The organism is Leclercia sp. TB492 (genome assembly GCF_049974505.2).
GTDB lineage: Bacteria > Pseudomonadota > Gammaproteobacteria > Enterobacterales > Enterobacteriaceae > Enterobacter > Enterobacter adecarboxylatus_C.
In genome coordinates this window covers 924,215-943,630 of the sequence record NZ_CM127572.1, presented here as the reverse complement: position 1 = coordinate 943,630, position 19,416 = coordinate 924,215, and the positions used below count along the sequence as shown (strand labels likewise).

16 protein-coding genes are annotated in these 19,416 nt (G+C 55.1%); 13 read left to right on the top strand and 3 right to left on the bottom strand.

The genetic code is table 11. From position 1 onward, the window contains the following. From ACP4QI_RS04355 to ACP4QI_RS04320, 8 genes are all read left to right on the top strand, one after another. Nucleotides 1-1,785 (top strand): diguanylate cyclase, encoded by a 1,785-nt coding sequence (locus ACP4QI_RS04355; protein WP_426495168.1) that lies wholly within the window; start codon nucleotides 1-3, stop codon nucleotides 1,783-1,785. A gap of 78 nt (nucleotides 1,786-1,863) precedes the next feature. Then, entirely contained in the window at nucleotides 1,864-2,196 is a 333-nt protein-coding gene (locus ACP4QI_RS04350; protein WP_142488365.1) for a DUF1294 domain-containing protein, read from the top strand. Nucleotides 2,197-2,256: 60 nt separating this feature from the next. Then, on the top strand, nucleotides 2,257-3,201 hold the full coding sequence (locus tag ACP4QI_RS04345) for a bifunctional helix-turn-helix transcriptional regulator/GNAT family N-acetyltransferase (protein ID WP_426495169.1): 945 nt from the start codon (nucleotides 2,257-2,259) through the stop codon (nucleotides 3,199-3,201). Nucleotides 3,202-3,454: 253 nt separating this feature from the next. Beyond that, nucleotides 3,455-4,129 carry an aldehyde dehydrogenase iron-sulfur subunit PaoA gene (gene paoA, locus ACP4QI_RS04340; protein WP_426495170.1) on the top strand — a complete coding sequence of 225 codons (675 nt, stop codon included), beginning with the start codon at nucleotides 3,455-3,457 and terminating at the stop codon, nucleotides 4,127-4,129. Beyond that, a complete protein-coding gene (locus ACP4QI_RS04335) occupies nucleotides 4,126-5,082 on the top strand; it encodes an FAD binding domain-containing protein (protein WP_426495171.1) in 957 nt (318 codons plus the stop codon). Before paoA ends, ACP4QI_RS04335 begins: the two co-directional genes overlap by 4 nt. Beyond that, on the top strand, nucleotides 5,079-7,277 hold the full coding sequence (gene paoC / locus ACP4QI_RS04330) for an aldehyde oxidoreductase molybdenum-binding subunit PaoC (RefSeq protein ID WP_426495172.1): 2,199 nt from the start codon (nucleotides 5,079-5,081) through the stop codon (nucleotides 7,275-7,277). The genes ACP4QI_RS04335 and paoC overlap by 4 nt, the downstream gene beginning before the upstream one ends. 9 nt (nucleotides 7,278-7,286) lie before the next feature. Continuing rightward, nucleotides 7,287-8,222 (top strand): XdhC family protein, encoded by a 936-nt coding sequence (locus ACP4QI_RS04325; protein ID WP_426495173.1) that lies wholly within the window; start codon nucleotides 7,287-7,289, stop codon nucleotides 8,220-8,222. Then, nucleotides 8,222-8,785, top strand: a complete 564-nt coding sequence (locus tag ACP4QI_RS04320; protein ID WP_426495174.1) for a nucleotidyltransferase family protein — start codon at nucleotides 8,222-8,224, stop codon at nucleotides 8,783-8,785. The genes ACP4QI_RS04325 and ACP4QI_RS04320 overlap by 1 nt, the downstream gene beginning before the upstream one ends. Before the next feature lie 17 nt (nucleotides 8,786-8,802). Here ACP4QI_RS04320 and ACP4QI_RS04315 read toward each other — a convergent pair whose 3' ends face one another. Together ACP4QI_RS04315 and ACP4QI_RS04310 are read right to left on the bottom strand one after the other, a co-directional pair. Continuing rightward, a complete protein-coding gene (locus ACP4QI_RS04315) occupies nucleotides 8,803-9,195 on the bottom strand; it encodes a VOC family protein (RefSeq protein ID WP_285128570.1) in 393 nt (130 codons plus the stop codon). 33 nt (nucleotides 9,196-9,228) lie between these two features. Next, the gene (locus ACP4QI_RS04310; protein ID WP_426495175.1) at nucleotides 9,229-10,140 is read right to left on the bottom strand and encodes an alpha/beta fold hydrolase; all 912 of its coding nucleotides are present in this window, start codon (nucleotides 10,138-10,140) and stop codon (nucleotides 9,229-9,231) included. A 92-nt stretch (nucleotides 10,141-10,232) separates the two neighbouring features. On the opposite strand from ACP4QI_RS04310, the gene ACP4QI_RS04305 reads away from it, so the two are divergent. From ACP4QI_RS04305 to ACP4QI_RS04290, 4 genes are all read left to right on the top strand, one after another. After that, entirely contained in the window at nucleotides 10,233-10,808 is a 576-nt protein-coding gene (locus ACP4QI_RS04305; protein ID WP_426495176.1) for a CGNR zinc finger domain-containing protein, read from the top strand. A gap of 130 nt (nucleotides 10,809-10,938) precedes the next feature. After that, nucleotides 10,939-11,505 (top strand): TetR/AcrR family transcriptional regulator, encoded by a 567-nt coding sequence (locus tag ACP4QI_RS04300; RefSeq protein WP_426495177.1) that lies wholly within the window; start codon nucleotides 10,939-10,941, stop codon nucleotides 11,503-11,505. Between the two features lie 480 nt (nucleotides 11,506-11,985). Next, complete coding sequence (locus ACP4QI_RS04295; protein WP_106992061.1) at nucleotides 11,986-12,462, top strand: nuclear transport factor 2 family protein; 477 nt, start codon at nucleotides 11,986-11,988, stop codon at nucleotides 12,460-12,462. Nucleotides 12,463-12,652: 190 nt separating this feature from the next. Further along, complete coding sequence (locus tag ACP4QI_RS04290; protein ID WP_426495200.1) at nucleotides 12,653-13,627, top strand: alpha/beta hydrolase; 975 nt, start codon at nucleotides 12,653-12,655, stop codon at nucleotides 13,625-13,627. A gap of 562 nt (nucleotides 13,628-14,189) precedes the next feature. Here ACP4QI_RS04290 and ACP4QI_RS04285 read toward each other — a convergent pair. Beyond that, on the bottom strand, nucleotides 14,190-14,819 hold the full coding sequence (locus ACP4QI_RS04285) for a hypothetical protein (protein ID WP_334752433.1): 630 nt from the start codon (nucleotides 14,817-14,819) through the stop codon (nucleotides 14,190-14,192). A 431-nt stretch (nucleotides 14,820-15,250) separates the two neighbouring features. On the opposite strand from ACP4QI_RS04285, the gene ACP4QI_RS04280 reads away from it, so the two are divergent. Beyond that, nucleotides 15,251-18,874 (top strand): DEAD/DEAH box helicase, encoded by a 3,624-nt coding sequence (locus ACP4QI_RS04280; RefSeq protein WP_426495178.1) that lies wholly within the window; start codon nucleotides 15,251-15,253, stop codon nucleotides 18,872-18,874. Nucleotides 18,875-19,416: the final 542 nt, after the last annotated feature.

The window sequence follows — 19,416 nt, the reverse complement described above, 5'->3', positions numbered from 1 at the left end:
GTGCGTATCGCCACCATCACTAACTGGGCATACGGCGCCACGGTCTGCCTGACCCTCGCTTCCGGGGTGGCCATGTTGATGGCCTCCAGCGCCGAAAACGTTGAGCGGCAGGCCGTTGAACAGCGCTATATATTCGATCGGCTCACCGAAGAGGTGGAGACCGACGCCTGGGCGCTCTCCGACCTGGCGCGGCTGTACGTCATCAAACAGGATCCTGCGGTAGCGGACCAGTACCGCCAGAAAGCGGCATCTATGGTCGGGATTGAGCATCGTCTGCAGAAGCTGAAAGACGTGGGGGCCAGTGAGGATGAGCTGGCGCTGCTGCACGAAGGTTTGCAGGTGGCCGATGCACTGCAGGATGAGCAGCAGAGCGCTATGGCCAGCGTGGGGCGCGGGGAGCAACCCCAGGCCATCGCGCTGATGTATGGCGAGCGTTATGAGAACGAGCTGGAGCAGGTCCAGAATCAGCTCGACCATTTTCGTCAGATGCTGGACAGGCGTACCGACGCGGCGATTGACGATGCCACGGTAAAATCCCGCGGGCTGCGGACGCTCTCGGAGGTGATGGTCGGCCTGACCGCGCTGATGTTTTTGTTTGTGCTCGGTTTTATCCTTAAACGCCGGGTGCTGCGCCCGGTGGTGCGCCTGAGCGATGTGGTCAACCGGCTGGCCTCGCAGGATTATGCGGTGGAAGCCCCGGACTACCGCCAGATCGATGAGATTGGCGATATGGCACAGGCGATCCGTATCTTTCGCGAAAACGGCCTTGTGCGACAGCGGCTGGAACAGGAGCGTGATGCCGACTGGGCGATCCGCGAGCTGCTGGCGCGCATGACTCAGCGCCTGCAGGGCTGCGAGTCCGTCGAAGATGTCCTGAACGTGGCGCGGCTGTTTGCGCCCGGCATTGCCCCGGGCATTCCCGGACGGCTCTGGCTTCTCGAACGGGATCCGTGGCAGATGCACTGCGCCGCCGAATGGCTCGACCCGCAGGGTGAGTCCGAACCCTTCCACCCGGACCAGTGCTGGGCGGTGCGCCGCGGACAGAGTCATCCGCCGGTGACAGGCGAGCCGGATATTACCTGCTATCACCTGCCCGACGCCTGCGCCAGTCATTCACTCTGCGTACCGCTGATTGCCCAGGGCGAGACCATCGGCCTGCTCTCGTTCCAGAACGTCACCCCGGCAATGGCTCCGTCCCGCGCCTATCTGGAACTGATGGCTGAGGCCCTCGGCCTGGCGCTGGCCAACCAGCGCCTGCGTGATGCCCTGCTGGAGAAAGCGTTATTCGATCCGCTGACCAATCTGCGTAATCGTCATCATCTGGACGATGCCCTGCGCACCCAGATGAGCCAGGCGCAGCATACCGGGCAGCCGGTAAGCTGTCTGATGATCGATATCGACCACTTCAAAGCCATTAACGACAAGTTTGGTCACGATGCCGGCGATCTGGTGATTAAAAGCGTGGCGACGGTGGTGCAGCGGGCGGTGAGCAACAAGGGGATGGCGTTTCGCTATGGCGGGGAGGAGTTTCTGGTCCTGCTTCCTGGGGCGGACGAGGCCGCGGCCTTTGCCTGCGCTTCCGAAATTCATACCAACGTGCACGGCCTGGCGCTGCGCTATGAGCTGGCGGAGATTGGCACGGTGGATGTGTCGATTGGTATCGCCAGCTATCCGCAGCACGCCCAGAGCGACGCCCTGCTGCGCGCCGCCGACGTGGCGCTGTACCGGGCGAAGGAGCTGGGGCGTTCAAGGATTGTCAGCTTCGGGGGGCTGGAGGCGGGGTGATCGGTATGACGCGATTCTTCTCCCCGTAGAATCGCGTATCATTGCCCTCCCTGTTTTCGTTCATGCCATTGCTGTCCTATGAATCTTAATTACCTCTGTTACTTTCTTCTGGCCCTCGCCGCTGCGGGCAGTGCATCGCTGCCACACCCTTTGCCAATTTGGTTTGTACTTGCCAGCGTGCTGACGTTCGTTATCTATGGCGCGGATAAAATGGCGGCCCGTAAGGCCTGGCGCCGGGTGCCTGAAGCCACGTTGCTGATATTTGGCGTGGTAGGTGGCTGGCCGGGGGCGATACTCGGCCAGCAGCTGTTTCGCCATAAAACCCAGAAACAGCCGTTTAAGACCCGGTTTATGCTCAGCGTGATACTTAACGTCGCGGTGCTGCTGGCAGCGTGGCGATTCTGGCCTTAATTGACAGCCACTTGTGAAACATGGTTGTATAGTACAACTATATTTTACAGATTAAGGTTAATGATGGCTGAATCATCGATTGTTGAAGACATCCGTATCTCGTCGCGCCTGATGGTGCGGGAACTCGGGTTTATGAACCAGACGCTGGCGGCAACGGACTACTCCCCTTCTGTCGTGCATACCCTGCTGGAAATGGAGAGCCGGGGCTCAATGACGGCAGCCCAGATAGTGCAGGTTCTGGGGCTTGAGAAATCCAGCGTCAGCCGGATGCTCGCCAAACTGATTAAGGCCGGCGAGCTGGAAGAAACTCCCTCCACGGAAGATGCACGGTTCAAGCAGCTGAGCCTTAGCGCACAGGGCAAAGAAACGGTGCGGAAGATTAATGCCTACGGCAATGAACGCGTCATTTCAGCCCTGCAAAAAATGGACGCCAGCCAGCAGCGCATCGTTTCCGAGGGTCTTGGCGTCTATGCCAGCGCCCTGAAAGCCTGCCGCGATGATGCCGACCTGAACACCAGAAGCGCCATCGAAATTGTCTCTGGCTATCACCCGGGCATGATTGGCCGCATAACGGAAATGCACGGCAGCTTTTATGCACGCGAACACAATTTCGGCAGCTTCTTTGAGAGTAAAGTCGCCGCGGGCCTGGCGGAATTTTCAGGGCGTCTGGATAGACCGGACAATCAGATCTGGCTGGCAATGCTCAACGGGCGCATCGTCGGATCTGTCGCTATTGATGGCGAAGATCTGGGAAACAACGAGGCGCATCTGCGCTGGTTCATCCTTGACGATGGCTGTCGCAGCGGCGGCGTGGGCCGAAAGCTGATTGCCGAAGCGATGAAATTTTGCGATGAGAGGGCGTTTTCTGCGGTTCAGCTGTGGACCTTCAATAAGCTGGCGGCGGCACGGCGCTTGTATGAGTCATTCGGCTTTGAATTAGCGAAAGAGTGGCAAGGCGATCAGTGGGGTAGCTCTATCACCGAGCAGCAGTTTACGCGCAGATGAGTTGATAAAAGATGGCAGGCATTATTTCATGCCTGCCATCACCGTTATGTAGCGCAACAGACCCGTGCTTGCCGGGGCCGGGTAAATTCTCACGTATTAAAACCTCCACACATTTATCAACTCCCCTCATAACCACATTCACGATTTAAGAATAATCCCGCCCGCATCGCCGTCTATGCTTAACGTTTAAAAAACAGACGACACAGTCGCGCCCTCTTTCTTTTTATCCCCCTTTAAATACCGGAGGCCTGGCATGAGCAACCAAGGCGAATATCCTGAAGACGGACAGAAACACGATTTCAGCCTCTCCCGACGGGATCTTATCAAAGCAAGTGCCGCTGCGGCAGCGACCGCAGCGGTGTATCCTTGTGGTGCACTGGCCGAGGGCGAGCCCGCCGTCACGCCCCCGCCGGAGATCCTGCCCCTGACGCTGCGCGTGAACGGCAAAAGTCAGCAACTTGATGTCGATACACGCACCACCCTGCTGGATGCGCTGCGCGAGAATTTGCAGCTGACCGGCACCAAAAAAGGCTGCGACCACGGACAGTGCGGGGCCTGTACCGTCCTGGTGGATGGCCGCCGGATTAACGCCTGTCTGACGCTGGCTGTCATGCATCAGGATGCCGACATCACCACCATCGAAGGGCTGGGCACGCCTGACAATCTGCATCCCATGCAGGCGGCATTTATCAAACATGATGGTTTCCAGTGCGGGTACTGCACATCAGGGCAGATCTGCTCTTCTGTCGCGGTACTGAAAGAGATCGAGGCGGGTATTCCCAGCCACGTCACGCTCGATCTGGTCTCCCCTCCACAAATGAATGCGGATGAAATTCGCGAACGCATGAGCGGCAACATCTGTCGCTGCGGCGCGTACGCCAACATTCTGGACGCCATCGAAGACGCCGCGGGGGAGCTCAAATCATGAAGGCCTTTACATACGAGAAGGTAAAAACACCGGCCGAGGCCGCTGCCAGCGCCCGTGATAAAAGCGGCGCAAAATTTATCGCCGGGGGCACCAATCTGCTCGATCTGATGAAGCTGGAGATCGAAACCCCTACCCATCTGATCGACGTGAACGGGCTCGGTCTGGACCAGATTGTCGCCACCGACGAGGGCGGTCTGCGCATTGGTGCCCTGGTGCGTAACACCGATCTGGCCGCCGATGAACGCGTGCGCCGTGACTATGCCGTCCTTTCCCGGGCGCTGCTTGCCGGGGCCTCCGGCCAGTTACGCAACCAGGCCACCACGGCAGGTAATCTCCTGCAACGTACGCGCTGCCCCTATTTTTACGACACCAACCAGCCCTGCAATAAACGCCTTCCCGGCAGCGGCTGCGCGGCGCTTGAGGGCTTTAGCCGCCAGCATGCGGTCGTGGGCGGCAGCGAGGCCTGTATTGCCACCCATCCCGGCGACATGCCTGTCGCGATGCGGCTGCTGGATGCGGTAGTGGAAACCATTTCCGCCGACGGCAAGGCCCGCAACATCCCGCTGGCCGACTTTTATCGCGCCCCCGGGAAAACGCCCCACATTGAAACCGTCCTGACGCCAGGGGAGCTGATCACCGCCGTCACCCTGCCGCCGCCCGTAGGCGGGCAGCACATCTACCGTAAAGTCCGCGATCGCGCCTCCTACGCCTTTGCGCTGGTTTCGGTCGCGGCGATTGTCCAGCCGGACGGCAGCGGACGCGTGGCGCTGGGCGGCGTGGCCCATAAACCCTGGCGGGTCGAGCACGCCGATGCGCAGATCCCCCAGGGCGCACAGGCCGTCTATGACGCGCTGTTTGCCGACGCTCACCCGACGACTGAAAACGCGTTCAAATTAACCCTGGCGAAGCGAACGCTTGCCTCCGTGCTGACCGAAGCGAGGGCTGTGGTATGAAATTCGATAAACCAGCAGGTGAAAACCCGATCGATCAGCTGAAGGTGGTCGGCCAGCCCCGGGATCGTATTGACGGTTCATTAAAAACCACCGGCACGGCGCACTACGCCTACGAGTGGCATGATAAGGCGCCCAACGCGGCCTATGGCTATGTCGTCGGCTCCGCGATCGCCAAAGGCGAGATAACGACTATCGACACCCAGGCTGCGAAAAATGCGCCAGGCGTGTTAACGGTAATCACCGCCAGTAACGCGGGCGAGCTCGGCAAAGGCGAGAGAAACGCAGCCACGCTGCTGGGCGGGCCGAAGATAGAGCACTACCATCAGGCCGTTGCGCTGGTGGTGGCAGAGACCTTTGAGCAGGCCCGGGCGGCGGCGTCGCTGGTGCAGGTGAGCTACCGGCGTGAAAAGGGATCTTACTCGCTGGCAGATGAAAAACCCGCCGTCAAACAGCCTCCCGAGGATACGCCCGATAAAAACACCGGGGATTTTGGATCCGCCTTTTCCGCCGCCGCGGTGAAGCTGGATGCCACCTACACCACCCCCGATCAGAGCCATATGGCGATGGAGCCGCACGCCTCGATGGCCGCCTGGGAGGGCGATAATGTGACCCTCTGGACCTCCAACCAGATGGTGGCCTGGTGCCGCACCGACCTGGCGGAGACCCTGAAGATCCCGCAGGAGAATGTGCGTGTTATCTCCCCCTATATCGGCGGCGGCTTTGGCGGCAAGCTGTTCCTGCGAAGCGATGCCCTGCTGGCCGCGCTGGCTGCCCGGGCCATCAAGCGCCCGGTTAAAGTAATGCTGTCGCGACCGACGATCCCCAATAACACCACCCACCGTCCGGCCACCATTCAACATATCCGTATCGGGACTGACAGCGCCGGGAAAATTACCGCCATCGCGCACGACAGCTGGTCCGGTAATCTTCCCGGCGGCACGCCGGAGACCGCGGTTCAGCAGACCGAGCTGCTCTACGCTGGCGCGAATCGCCATACCGGCCTGCGGCTGGCAAAGCTGGATCTGCCTGAAGGCAACGCCATGCGCGCGCCCGGCGAAGCGCCGGGTATGATGGCGCTGGAGATCGCCATCGACGAAATGGCGGAAAAAGCGGGCGTCGATCCGGTTGAATTCCGCATCCTCAATGACACTCAGGTCGATCCGGCCGATCCCAGCCGGCCTTTTTCACGTCGTCAGCTTATCGAGTGCCTGCGTACCGGTGCCGAGGAGTTCGGCTGGAAACAGCGCAACGCGACGCCCGGGCAGGTTCGCGACGGGCGCTGGCTGGTGGGCATCGGCATGGCGGCCGGTTTTCGTAATAACCTGTTAGATAAATCCGCCGCCCGGGTGCATCTGGACGCCGCCGGAAACCTGACGGTAGAAACCGACATGACCGATATCGGCACCGGGAGCTATACCATCATCGCCCAGACGGCGGCGGAGATGCTGGGCGTGCCGCTGGAGAAGGTGACGGTTCACCTCGGTGATTCCAGCTTCCCGGTCTCTGCCGGTTCCGGCGGCCAGTGGGGCGCGAACACCTCCACCTCGGGGGTCTACGCCGCCTGCGTCAAGCTACGCGAAGCCATTGCCACAAAGCTGGGTTTCGATCCAGACCAGGCGGAGTTCAGCGACGGCAAGATAACGAGTGATACCCGCAGCGCGGATATTGCCGAGGCCGCCGCCAACGGCACGCTGACCGCCGAAGACGGTATCGAATTCGGCGATCTGGATAAGCAGTATCAGCAGTCGACCTTTGCCGGACATTTCATCGAGGTGGGCGTGGACAGTGCGACCGGAGAGGTGCGGGTGCGTCGCATGCTCGCGGTGTGCGCGGCCGGACGCATCCTGAACCCGAAAACCGCCCGCAGCCAGGTGATAGGCGCGATGACCATGGGGCTGGGCGCGGCGCTGATGGAAGAGCTGGCGGTCGATACCCGCCTGGGCTATTTCGTCAACCATGACATGGCGGGGTATGAAGTCCCGGTCCATGCCGATATTCCCGAGCAGAAGGTGATTTTCCTGGATGACACCGACCCTATCTCCTCCCCGATGAAGGCCAAAGGTGTGGGCGAGCTGGGCCTGTGCGGCGTGGGCGCGGCCATTGCCAATGCGGTGTATAACGCGACGGGGGTGCGAGTCCGGGACTATCCCATCACCCTGGATAAGCTGATCGCCGACCTGCCGGATGCGGTTTAAGGAGGAACAATGCCCCAACTTTTTAATCTGGCGGACGATCTGCGCCGGACGCCGGAACGGGCGTTTCTCACCGACGACAGCCGGGAGATATTGCGCTTCGCAGTAGAGTCCCTGATGTCCGGTAAAGAGGCGGCGCTGGTGATGCTAACCGAGATACGCGGCGGCGCGGCGCGATCCCTGGGGGCGCAGATGGTGGTGCGCGAGGACGGCCAGTACTGTGGCTTTGTCTCCGGGGGCTGCGTCGAAGCGGCGGCGGCCTTTGAGGCGCTGGAGGTCATCGCGACCGGCCAGGATCGCGAGGTGCGTTATGGTCAGGGCTCGCCGTATTTCGATATTGTCCTCCCCTGTGGGGGTGGGATCACGCTGTCCATTCATAAGCTGCGTTCCGCGCAGCCGCTGCTGGCGGTGCTGAACTGCCTCGAGCAGCGCCAGCCCACCGGGTTGCGCTACAGCCCGCAGACCCGGACGCTCACCTGCCTGCCCGCGCCAACCCTCACCGGCTGGCATAACCAGAATATCGAAATTGGTTTCCACCCTTGCGTGCGGGTGCTGATCCACGGCGGGTCTATCGAAGCGCAGGCGACGGCGGAACTCGCGGCGACGGCAGGGTATGACATTTGTCACTTCGACCCCTGCTCCGGGAATCATGCTTCGCACATTGATGCCGACACGGCGGTGATCCTGCTGTGGCACGATCTTCACCGGGAGTTGCCCGTCCTGCAGGCCGCCCGCGACGCTAATCCGTTTTACATCGGCGCCCTGGGCAGCCAGCGAACCCATATGCATCGGCGGCAAAAGCTCAGCGAGCTGGGCTGGCGGGAGGAAGAGATAGATCGCATTAAGGCCCCGATCGGCATCTTCCCGAAAGCCCGGGATGCGCGCACCCTCGCCCTGTCCGTTCTGGCAGACGTGGCTGCCGCGCGCCTGCGCCAGGACGACCGTTAATGCCCTCGCCGGTCGTGATTATTCTCGCCGCCGGACGCGGCGAACGCTTTCTCTCCTCGGGAGGCGAAAGCCATAAGCTGGATGCGCTGTTGGGCGGTCAAACCGTGCTGGCGCATGTGATTCAGGCGGTGGAAGCCGCACACCTGCCCTGGCATCTCGTCAGGCCCGAGGGCGGTACGGGTGGCATGGGCGAGTCGATCTCATTGGGGGTGCAAGCGACTTCTGAGGCGTCGGGGTGGTTGATTCTGCCTGCGGACCTGCCGCTGATTCAGCCTGCCTCTTTGCTGAGGGTTGCTGAAGGGCTTAGGGAGAAAGGGGTTGTGGTGCCTTACTATCAGCAACAGGCCGGGCACCCGGTGGGGTTTCGGCGGGAATACGGCGAGGCGTTGCTGGCGCTAAAGGGCGATGTGGGGGCAAAGGAGATAGTGATGGATGCGCGACGGCGGGGGGATGTGGGGGATGTCTGGCTATCTGATATTGGAATTACGTATGATATTGATACGCTAGCAGATTTGCGGACAGCGCAGGAAATACGATACGTAATTTCCAGTGTTCCAGACTGAGACTGTTTTAATTACCCTTATCCAGGGTAATAAAATTCAATTCTTATCCCGCTGGGTTCGTAACACATCATATGCATTGACGGCCCCTCTCTGATAAAGGTTGGCTCAAATTCAACTTCAATCTGATTTGCCTTTAATACATCAAGAAGCTGGAACAGTTCCCCCTTATTTTCGACCCGTAAAGCTAAGTGATGGAGCCCTATATTCGTTTTACGATCGAATTTAACGGGCTCATCGGTTTGTGTTTTCCAGAGCGTTATCGTCAGCGCATTATCCCTCACGAAGATGGCGGGATAATCTTCGCGTCGTTTCACTTCCTCCCAGCCCAATATTTTAGTAAAGAATTCAGCGGTTTCTTCAAGTTTAGATACCGCTAAGCCAATATGTTGCACACCATGCGTCACCGACATTATCTTGATCTCCTGCTCTAACCGGAATGAGCGTTAATTTGACTGGCGGACATGCCGGTCGAGAAAATTAAGCACGTCAGCACCTATCTCCTTAGCATGCGTTTCAAGCGCGAAATGGCCGGTGTCATAAAAGTGTATTTCAGCTTTTGGCAAATCACGTTTCCAGGCTTCTGCTCCCGCCGCCATGAAAAACGGATCGTTTTTTCCCCATACGGCTAATAACGGTGGCTGATACTGGCGAAAATAGTGCTGAAACAGCGGGTACATTTTCACGTTAGAGGCGTAATCCAGTAACAGGTCCAGCTGTATCTCCGCATTACCCGGCCGTAATACCTGCATCCCTTCAAGCGAATAGCCATCAGGTGAAACCAGACTCCGATCGGCAACGCCTTCCAGATACTGCCATTTGATTGAAGCCAGCGTCGGAAATTCGCTCAGCGCACTTCGGTTTTCAGCAGTGGGTTCACGCCAGTATTTCTGTATCGGCGCCCAGGCCTCTCCCAGCCCCTCTTCGTAGGCATTGCCATTCTGGGAAATAATGGCTGTCACGCGCTGTGGATGGGCTAACGCCAGTCGCCATCCGACAGGTGCACCGTAGTCGTGGACCATCAGAGCATAGCTATTGAGATTGAGCGCTTCGGCAAACTGACCAATGGTCTTAGCAAGCTGGTCAAAAGTATAAGCATATTCACCTTGCGCTGGCGCCTCGGTAAAACCAAAGGCCGGCAAATCTGGTGCGATTACATGATAACGATCGGCCAGTTGGGGAATAAGGTCACGGAACATAAATGATGAGCCAGCGAAGCCGTGAAGCATCAGCAATACGGGTGATGCCGGATCGCCAGCCTCACGGTAGAAAACGTTAACATCGCCTGACTGTTTATAGCGGTAATGGATCCGCATAGCTGGCGAGGCAGATGCGTTATCTGTAATGGAAGTGGTCATGATAAATCCCTTGTAACCGTTAAAGTGATGATTTGAAGGTTACACGCAAATTTGGTAACCTGTCAAAATGATTTTATGAGTTACAGGTAAGTATGGAAATCAAGCAACCCTCTTCTCCGCCTCTCTTCCTGGCCGATAACCTCGCACTGGATTTTATTAACAGTGAATATGGGACAGGTGAGGAGCGGCATGATTGTTTTGAAGACAATCTCAGCGTTATCGACTGGCTGGAAACGGCAGGCCTTGTGCCGAAAGGCACTGAGGCACCCGATGACTTACTGTTTGAAGCCCGTCAGCTGCGCGATGCCGCCAGAGCAGTGGTCCACGCCGCGATGAAATCCGTTGCGGCTAACCTGACGGTGATTAACAAGGTGCTGCAGGCAGGACGTCCCGAGATCGCGCTGCAATGGGATGAAAATACACAGCGATACCGTGTTGATGTTTGTTCAGACGCGCTTAGCTCCGCAGGCCTGCTCTGGCCCATTGCTGATGCACTGGTGAAACTGGTCACTGACGACAAGTTTGAATACGTGAGGCAGTGTGAAGCCCATAACTGTATTTTGCTTTTCCATGATTTGAGCAAATCGCATCGCCGCCGCTGGTGCAGTATGGCGACGTGCGGTAATCGCATGAAAGTGGCGGCATACCGAAACAGAAAGGGTTCATAGCGATTCTGGTCGCCTGGTTTGCGTTAGTTGACGCGTTCAGGCTGACCGCACCCATCTCATTAACCCATCGGGTCAAAAAGAGTGTTGACGAACCCTTGACCGAGGAGAACGATCGTTCTACCATTAACCTATGAACAAAAACACGACTGACACACGAGAAAAAATTCTCGCGACCGCTGAACAACTGATTTACCAGAACGGTATTCATGCCACCGGTATGGATCTTCTTGTAAAAACTTCAGGTGTGGCCCGCAAAAGTATTTATCGCTATTTCGCCAACAAAGACGAAGTGGCGGCAGCCGCGCTGAACGCCCGGGATGTACGCTGGATGGAATGGTTCAGGACGGAGTGCGACAAAGCGGATACGCCGAAGGAGCGCATCCTGAATATGTTCTCCGTGCTCAAAGGATGGTTTGAGTCAGAGGGCTATCGCGGGTGCGCATTTATTAATACCGCGGGGGAAGTGGGTGACAGTGCCGATCCCGTTCGCCAGATTGCCAGGCTGCATAAACAAAAAATACTGGATTACGCCCTTGAACTTACCCGCCAGCTGAATATTGATCACTCCTCATCCCTGGCCAGGCAGCTGCTGTTATTGATTGAAGGTGCTATCACCATGTCACGTGTTATGGGCGATTACAGCGCCGCGGATGATGCCAAAGATATTGCTCAGCTGTTACTAAAACAGGTTTCATAAAAGAGGCCTGAATTCCAGGGATGCAATACTCATTGAAATATCCGGTTATACTGGAGGCCCTGCCATATATGTAATTCATTTCATTCCCGAGTGCCCTCGGGAATAGTATCACTTCACATCGACTATTTTATTATCGTTAATCCAAACGTAACGATTCTATCGCATTTCATTTTTCTGCCACCTTATTCCCTCGCCACCCAAAATCACCATAACTAACTGTTATTAAACAAAAAAACAGGCCTCAATAGCGGCGCTTTCGTTTTTTTAATCATTTTCAAAAATACTATCTTGACGAGGTAGAACGATCGTTCTACCATCAATTCATAGACAAAACGAACCCTCTGCAAATGAATATCAGCGCTAATGGATAATGTAGAACCATCATGGATACCAGGGGCGTTAAATAACAGGGGAGGATTTATGTCTAAGTCCCGAAAAGCAAGTCATACCGGTCTATCCAAATTTACAGGAGTCTTTACCATGTCTGATGCACAAATCCGTCCGCCCCTTCCGCCGTTTACGCTTGAATCAGCGATTGAAAAAGTAAGGCTTGCTGAAGATGGCTGGAACAGCCGCGACGCTGAAAAGGTCTCGCTGGCATATTCCCTGGATACCAAATGGCGTAACCGCGCAGAATTTGCCAATAATCGCGAGGAAGCCAAAGGATTCCTTGAGCGCAAATGGAAAAAGGAACTTGAGTACCGTCTTATTAAAGAATTGTGGGCCTTTGGCGGCAACCGCATTGCAGTCCGTTATGCCTACGAGTGGCGCGATGATTCAGGTAACTGGTTCCGTTCTTACGGCAACGAGAACTGGGAATTCGGCGAAGATGGTCTGATGCAACGTCGTTTCGCGTGTATTAATGATATGCCTATCAAGGAAAGCGAGCGCAAATACCACTGGCCGCTGGGACGTCGTCCGGACGATCATCCAGGGTTATCTGAGCTGGGACTGTAACGCCCCGGTTTAATCCGTAAAGCCCGGCTACTGTCCTGGTCGGGCGCTCGTCTACTTCAAATAATGCCCAGGGCTTATCAGATAGTAATAAGCCCGACGGTTCGCTCATGTAAAAAGCACGCAAAATAATGGCATGCATTATTAATCAGGTGGCACTATGAATATCAAATCCGCGTTATTGTCTGTCGCAATGGCTGCTGTTTCAGCCAACAGCTTTGCTGATACAGCAGGCCCAGAACGTCATGTTCAACAATTCCTGAATGCGCTGAACGGAAGCGGAGGGAAGCCCATTGAGCAATTGTCTACTGAGGCAGCACGTCAGGTGCTGATCGATGCGCAAAAAGGGGTAACGCTGCCTACGGCCGACGTCAGTGAAAAAACGATTGAGGTTAATGGGCAAAAAATAACACTGAATATTGTGAAGCCTCATAACGCGACGGGAACATTGCCGGTATTTATGTTCTTCCACGGCGGCGGCTGGGTCCTGGGCGATTTCCCGACACATGAGCGTCTGGTTCGCGATCTGGTAAATGCATCCGAAGCGGCGGCCGTTTTTGTCAACTACACACCCTCCCCGGAAGCGCATTTCCCTGTTGCAATTAATCAGGCTTATGCCGCAACCCGCTGGGTAGCCGAGAACGGTAGTGAAATTGGCGTTGACGGCAAACGCCTGGCGCTGGTAGGTAACAGCGTCGGCGGTAATATGGTAGCGGCCGTAGCGCTTCAGGCTAAACAACATAAAACGCCTGCAATTCGCTATGACGTCATGCTCTGGCCTGTAACTGACGCGAATTTTAATACCGATTCTTATAATCAGTATGAAAACGGCTGTTTTCTGACGCGCAACATGATGAAGTGGTTCTGGGATGCCTACACCACCAATGAGAGCGACAGAAATAACATTCTTGCCTCTCCGCTGCGAGCAACAACAGAACAGTTGCAAGGGCTGCCACCCACGCTGATTCAGACTGCTGAACTTGATGTGCTGCGCGATGAAGGTGAAGCTTTTGGTCGCAAACTTGACGCCGCGGGTGTAGACGTGACGGTTACGCGTTACAACGGGTTAATCCATGATTATGGTCTGCTGAACGCGCTGAGCGACGTTCCTGCCGTACGGACTGCTATTGGTCAGGCGGGTTATCAGCTGAAAGAACATTTGAAATAACGACCAGGCGACCAGCGGGGCTTACCGGCTGGTCATTCTCTACAGATTTCCCCCGCCTTCCTGTTCCGGTTGCCTGATTCGCTCAATGTCCTCTGAAACTCATGTTCATCTTTGTAGGCCGAACAGCATATGCCCCCGCATCTACCCCAGATGCATGTAAATTGCGGGCATATCAGTAGACGCTGGAATACGAGTAATAGATTCAGATTAACAGGGATTTTGGGGAGTTTGAGTGGACGTTGAGAGATGCTTGAGTGGTGCGATAATAGGAACAAAACCACCAGAACAAAGGAATTGATTTTTAATCAATTTATTTTATTCGATCTTTTAGCATACCCCCATAAGTACCCCCAGATGTCAGTATGCCGCACAGCTCTTTTTTTTAGTGGCGTTCAAAAGTATCAGGTCAGCCTTGATATCTGAAATCATTCCTGCGGCATCCGGGGCTACTACTGGGTCGAATTCATGTTCACACGTTCATGCGGCCGCCATAGATTTCATTGGGTGCATTAGAGCGTTTATTGCTGGGTTGCTATCCAAAGAGTTTGCTTCATCATCTTGTTTACTTAGGGACCAGGGGCATATCCCCAACCAAAAATGAGCGGATCGCACTGTCGATTATCTCGCGAGTAAGCACAGACTCTTCCACGATGATTTGCAAACCAATGCCGCTACGATAGCCAGATTGAATGCGATAGCCAGGAGTAACTACAGGCGGATTGTCGCGCATGACTTCGGCCAAGCGTTTATCAATGTAGTCGAAATAGCTTAATCCACCGAATTGAGGATAAGAAACTCGGGTACGTTCTACCACCGTATGGCTAACCACCTTTCCTTTCGCATTGTAGTTTGGTGTTGTATCCATGCGGGCTTCATCTTCCTGCTGGTTTTGGCTCAACATGGCATGAGCTTCTTCAAACGCCAGATTTTCCACAATATCCGCACGCGCTACGTCAATGGTAATGATCTCCGCGTTCCAGTACACATCTGACGAATTACCCAAGAATAAAACATCGCTCCAGGTCCACACCCAACCCGCAGCAATGGCCTCTGCATTTTCAAAATCGCAATCATCATAATGCAGTCCTCCGCAGCGATGACGCTCGCGGTGGATCAGATTCTTGACGTGTTGTGTCCGGGCACGACGCCGACGGCGAGAAAGAGTATTAAATGGTTTGTTTCTGCGGATCATGGTTCACTCTGCGCGTGCTCGCTGGGAGGAATCCAGCCGCACAGTTTAGCTAATGGGAATAAGGAAATCTACTTGCTAACAAGAGGGCAAAAAGTATGGGGGCCTGGGCAATATGCTGCATATAATTAATGTGCAGGGACGAAGTCAATGTGCTCATAGACACGCGAATAAAAATCTATCTAGATGTCGAAAACTTATTACCGAACCTCAAGCTCACGGGTAATAGCCTTTGGGTGGCTCTCAACCATCAAGTCATACCAACGAACTTGCATTATATCGATTTGCACAGAGTGCGTCTTCGCACGTAAGCAGCCAGTTAAACATCCCATCGAGATCTGGATCTACGTCATGAGCGCACGTTAATAGTTTTAGAAATCAAGCTAATTAGCATAATATCTCTTAACTGAAGGGATATGGAGCCGCAGAAATAAATGAAGACACGGCAGTATGCGCAAAAATCTATCTTCGATCTGGAAGCAATCTTCGAACAGTCCCGCAACAATGTTAGTGAACTTGAACAGCTGTTGAGCGAGCTGACCTTTCGCAACACTGCCAGGGCGCGGACGCTGACGTCTAAAATCGAGCAATCTCTAACTGCACTTAGCGACCGCAGCGGGGTCGCCATGTCGACTTCCAATCCATCAACATGTAATCCCGATTCGGCGTCCATACAATTTTCTCAAGCTGTGCCCCACAGTGCACCTGCAGCTGTAGAGCAACTGCAACCGAAGGCTATCCCAGACACTGCCATGCGACAGCAATTCGACAAAGGCCAAATTGATCTAGGTCCACTCCCGTCTTTCTCTCCGTCAGATAAAGCGAATGATGCGCGAGCAATACTGGCAGCATGGACAGCCCTCGAAGCACTGTCGCCTCAAGGTTATAAACGCCCAGAGGATATGGCAACCGGCGACCGCTCCAGGGTTGCTCTATTGGAGCGAGGTGTTCCATGGGGACCAAATGCCCGCAGCAAGCCCAGTTATAAGCTTTATTTCGAGGTCGTCCTCGGCTCCATCGCTCTCGACAAGGCGACGGACGAGCTGGTCAAGGTTTTTGGCGAGGATGAGGAGCGTTCGCGCCCGGACGGTAAGAAAGCGGCCATCGGCTCGATCCTGATCGACAAAGAAGGCTATGTGCTTGAGGACAAAGGCGTTGCCGTTTCCAGTTTTGCCTGGGCACTCAAGCCGGCTCTCGATCTGAAGCTTGGAAGTTTAGGGAATTGGCCGAATGTTGAGCCGCGCATTATCGAGCATCTGGATCGAATAGTTCGCCGCCACAACGAGGATGGAGAACCCATACCGATCGATCTGAATGTTGTTCATAACGCTTATAAATGGCTTGTATCGCAGTTCAGTGTACCTGAGCATTTGGTTGAGCCACCCACATTCGCGATTAAGGTGTTTCATCATTTCAAGGCCAAGGCGCTGCCTGAACCTTCGTTACTGAATTCCTTCTATCTTGAAGATCTCGGTGAAGCAACCAAATTGCTCGAGACGGGCAAAGCCGGAGCCGGTTTGCGCCGCTACATGGGAATTGGCAGGCCTGAACAGAAAATCGACGTGCTATCGCCCATTTCCGCAGTTGAGCCATTCGTCGCACCCTCGCTCATGCCGCAGGCCCGTTGGCCTTCGAAAGGCGGCCATCCATTGGTACTGCTTCAACAGGCTGCCGTGAATGCGGCGCGTGCTGAGCTGAATGATGCTCCTGGTATCATCGGTGTCAATGGGCCACCGGGTACTGGAAAAACCACTCTTCTGCGAGATATTGTCGTTGGGTGCATTCTTGATCGGGCCACAGCGATGTGCGGCTTCAATAAACCGCAGGATGCCTTTTCCACAACAGGCGAGAAGCTGGCATTCGGTTCCAATGCATTCCTGCACTTCTACAAGTTACATGCATCCTTGAGGGGCCATGAGATCGTCGTAGCCTCCTCCAATAACAAAGCGGTCGAAAACGTCAGTAAAGAGCTTCCTCTCAAGGAAGCCAATGGTCGCCATGAACAGATCGCCTACTTCCGGTCCATTAGCGACCTGATTGCGAATCCCAAACGCGCTGGCTATTTCGAAGCCGAGGGCGACACACCCTCCGACCCTATCGAAACTTGGGGACTGATTGCCGCAGCACTCGGCAAGAGCAGCAACCGAGGCGCGTTCCAGCAAGGCTTCTGGTGGAATGAGGACGGCGGTTTCCTTACCTACCTGAAAGCAGCTCGCGGCTTAAACGTCTTGCGTGAGATCAAGGACGAACAAACTGGCGAAATCATCGAGCGCGTGATGCCCAGCGTGGTCGTCAATGAGCGGCCCAGCACCAACGAAGTGGACGCTTTAGCGGCCTGGCGGAAAGCGCGAACCGCATTTCTTAAACTCAAGGAGACGGTAGACGCCGAAATCGCCAGCATCGAAGAGATGCGACGGGATATCCAGGCGCTCAAGGGAGCGACCACCGAACTTCAAAGTGTGGAACAGCGTCGTCCGAGTCTGAATGAAGCCGTCGAAGAGGCACACCAGACTGCTGAATCCTGCAAACGGGAGCATGAGAAGGCAAAATCTCAGATCGAGCAGGATAAGATCATGCTCGACAGCCATCTTGCTGGCCGTCCAGGTTTCTTCTCCCGTTTGTTCGCTACTGTGGCCTGGAAGTCGTGGAGATCGACACTGCAGAACCTCTCGGCGACCTTGCAGCAATCAGTCTTACGGGCGCAGGAGACAGACGGTGCCCTGGAGCTTGCAACGACTGAGTGGAGCAATACTGAGTCCCAGTTACAGCAACTCGACCAGGAAATTTCCAGCAAATGTCAGGCTGTCTCGAAATTGAAGGCAACCGAGGCAGAGGCACGAAACCGCATGGGAGACAGGGTCGTTGATGAGAGATTCTTCGAGCGCGAGCACGAGGCTATCCACCTGACTGCGCCATGGCTTCCCGATGAGGTTCATCACCTGCGGGAGGATCTTTTCGCCGCTGCCCTGACTGTGCATAAAACGTTCATCGATGCTTCGGCCAGCCGCTTGCAACACAATCTTGGGCTATTGATGTCGGGCATGGTGGCTGGTGCCTTCCAGTCTTCCGCTCACCGTGAACTTCTCCCTGATCTTTGGTCGAGCCTTTTCATGGTGGTGCCGACTGTATCCACAACGTTTGCCTCAGTACGGACGATGTTCGGAGATCTGCCACCAGAAAGTATTGGCTGGCTTCTGATTGATGAAGCGGGCCAGGCCGTCCCTCAAGCGGCAGTTGGAGCAATCATGCGGGCAAAACGCTCCATCGTGGTGGGCGACCCGTTGCAAATCCCGCCTGTGGTATCGCTACCCGAAAAGCTGAACGCCGAAATCTGCAAGTTCTTCAACATTGACCAGATCGACTGGTCTGCCCCCGCCGCATCTACGCAGACCCTTGCTGATCAGGCATCGCGCTTCAAATCCACCTTCGTCATGGATGTAGGTGATCGAGAAGTCGGACTGCCATTGCTCGTTCACAGGCGTTGCCAGAACCCAATGTTCGATGTTTCTAACTCCATCGCCTATGCCGGGCAGATGGTCCATGCTGTCGGGCCTAAAAAACCTGGATCTATAGGCTCGGCTTTGGGGAGATCTCACTGGGTGGATATCAATGGCGATGCTGAGACGAAGTGGTGCCCCGACGAGGGCGAAGCGGTTGTACGAATGCTCAAAGAGCTGGCAGCATCGGGCATTACAAATCCGGACGTATTTATCATTACACCATTCAAGATCGTAGAGCAGAACATGCGTCGGCGTCTCGACAGTGAAACTGATCTGCTGCGGGCGTTCGGCGTAAAGTTGGATGAGTGGTGCCGTGATCGTGTTGGCACGATCCACACGTTCCAGGGCCGAGAGGCAGACACGGTAATCCTGTTGCTGGGTGCGCCGAAAGCGAGTCAGCAAAGGGCGCGTCAGTGGGCGGCAAGCCCGCCAAACATAATCAATGTAGCCGTCTCACGCGCCAAGCAAAACCTGTATGTGGTCGGCTCGGTTGCTGCATGGGCAGGGGCGGGAACTAGTCTGCAGGTCCTGCATCGGCAATTGGCGCAATCAGGCTGACAATCTCCAAGGTGGCCCTCACTGTTGAGGACGCATCGCGACTCATTTTTGGCTTACTTCAGTAATGGGCTGGCCCCTATGTGTCAAAAGCTGACATTGCTCACATAATAGTCTAGTAGTCACTCTCCATCGCCCATCCAAGCTTGATAATTCTTACCGCTCCCCTTATACCCACACTGAGGAATAACCTCTGACAAGGCTAAGGAACACGATTATGGGGCTTAAACCTGGTCCAAAACCAATTGCAAAATCAACAGGAAAACCCGATCAACGCAGACGTGATAATAAGGATACACCCGGCAATACCCCGGGACTGAAACCGAGCAAGTCAACTGGGAAGTAATCGTTCAAGGGTATGGAGAATTCATCTATGCCCTTATCCCGTCAAATATGTCCGCTTTAGCCCGCTTAGTGCCAAAAGAGGAAGAATTTAACATTGAGATAAATTTCAAAAAATCAGATTGATTGTTTTAAAGTTCTATTATTAAAAGGCTTGGTCACAAGCCAAAACAACTGACCACTGCCTGTCAATACTTAAGCGA

Bases quoted from the DNA above. Each gene is read 5' to 3' on its own strand.
- ACP4QI_RS04335 (WP_426495171.1), top strand. From the start codon at position 4,126: ATGAAGGCCTTTACATACGAGAAGGTAAAAACACCGGCCGAGGCCGCT.
- ACP4QI_RS04280 (WP_426495178.1), top strand. From the start codon at position 15,251: ATGAAGACACGGCAGTATGCGCAAAAATCTATCTTCGATCTGGAAGCA.
- ACP4QI_RS04290 (WP_426495200.1), top strand. From the start codon at position 12,653: ATGGCTGCTGTTTCAGCCAACAGCTTTGCTGATACAGCAGGCCCAGAA.
- ACP4QI_RS04310 (WP_426495175.1), bottom strand. From the start codon at position 10,140: ATGACCACTTCCATTACAGATAACGCATCTGCCTCGCCAGCTATGCGG.
- ACP4QI_RS04295 (WP_106992061.1), top strand. From the start codon at position 11,986: ATGTCTGATGCACAAATCCGTCCGCCCCTTCCGCCGTTTACGCTTGAA.
- ACP4QI_RS04320 (WP_426495174.1), top strand. From the start codon at position 8,222: ATGCCCTCGCCGGTCGTGATTATTCTCGCCGCCGGACGCGGCGAACGC.
- ACP4QI_RS04350 (WP_142488365.1), top strand. From the start codon at position 1,864: ATGAATCTTAATTACCTCTGTTACTTTCTTCTGGCCCTCGCCGCTGCG.
- paoA (WP_426495170.1), top strand. From the start codon at position 3,455: ATGAGCAACCAAGGCGAATATCCTGAAGACGGACAGAAACACGATTTC.
- ACP4QI_RS04315 (WP_285128570.1), bottom strand. From the start codon at position 9,195: ATGTCGGTGACGCATGGTGTGCAACATATTGGCTTAGCGGTATCTAAA.
- paoC (WP_426495172.1), top strand. From the start codon at position 5,079: ATGAAATTCGATAAACCAGCAGGTGAAAACCCGATCGATCAGCTGAAG.
- ACP4QI_RS04305 (WP_426495176.1), top strand. From the start codon at position 10,233: ATGGAAATCAAGCAACCCTCTTCTCCGCCTCTCTTCCTGGCCGATAAC.
- ACP4QI_RS04345 (WP_426495169.1), top strand. From the start codon at position 2,257: ATGATGGCTGAATCATCGATTGTTGAAGACATCCGTATCTCGTCGCGC.
- ACP4QI_RS04325 (WP_426495173.1), top strand. From the start codon at position 7,287: ATGCCCCAACTTTTTAATCTGGCGGACGATCTGCGCCGGACGCCGGAA.
- ACP4QI_RS04285 (WP_334752433.1), bottom strand. From the start codon at position 14,819: ATGATCCGCAGAAACAAACCATTTAATACTCTTTCTCGCCGTCGGCGT.
- ACP4QI_RS04300 (WP_426495177.1), top strand. From the start codon at position 10,939: ATGAACAAAAACACGACTGACACACGAGAAAAAATTCTCGCGACCGCT.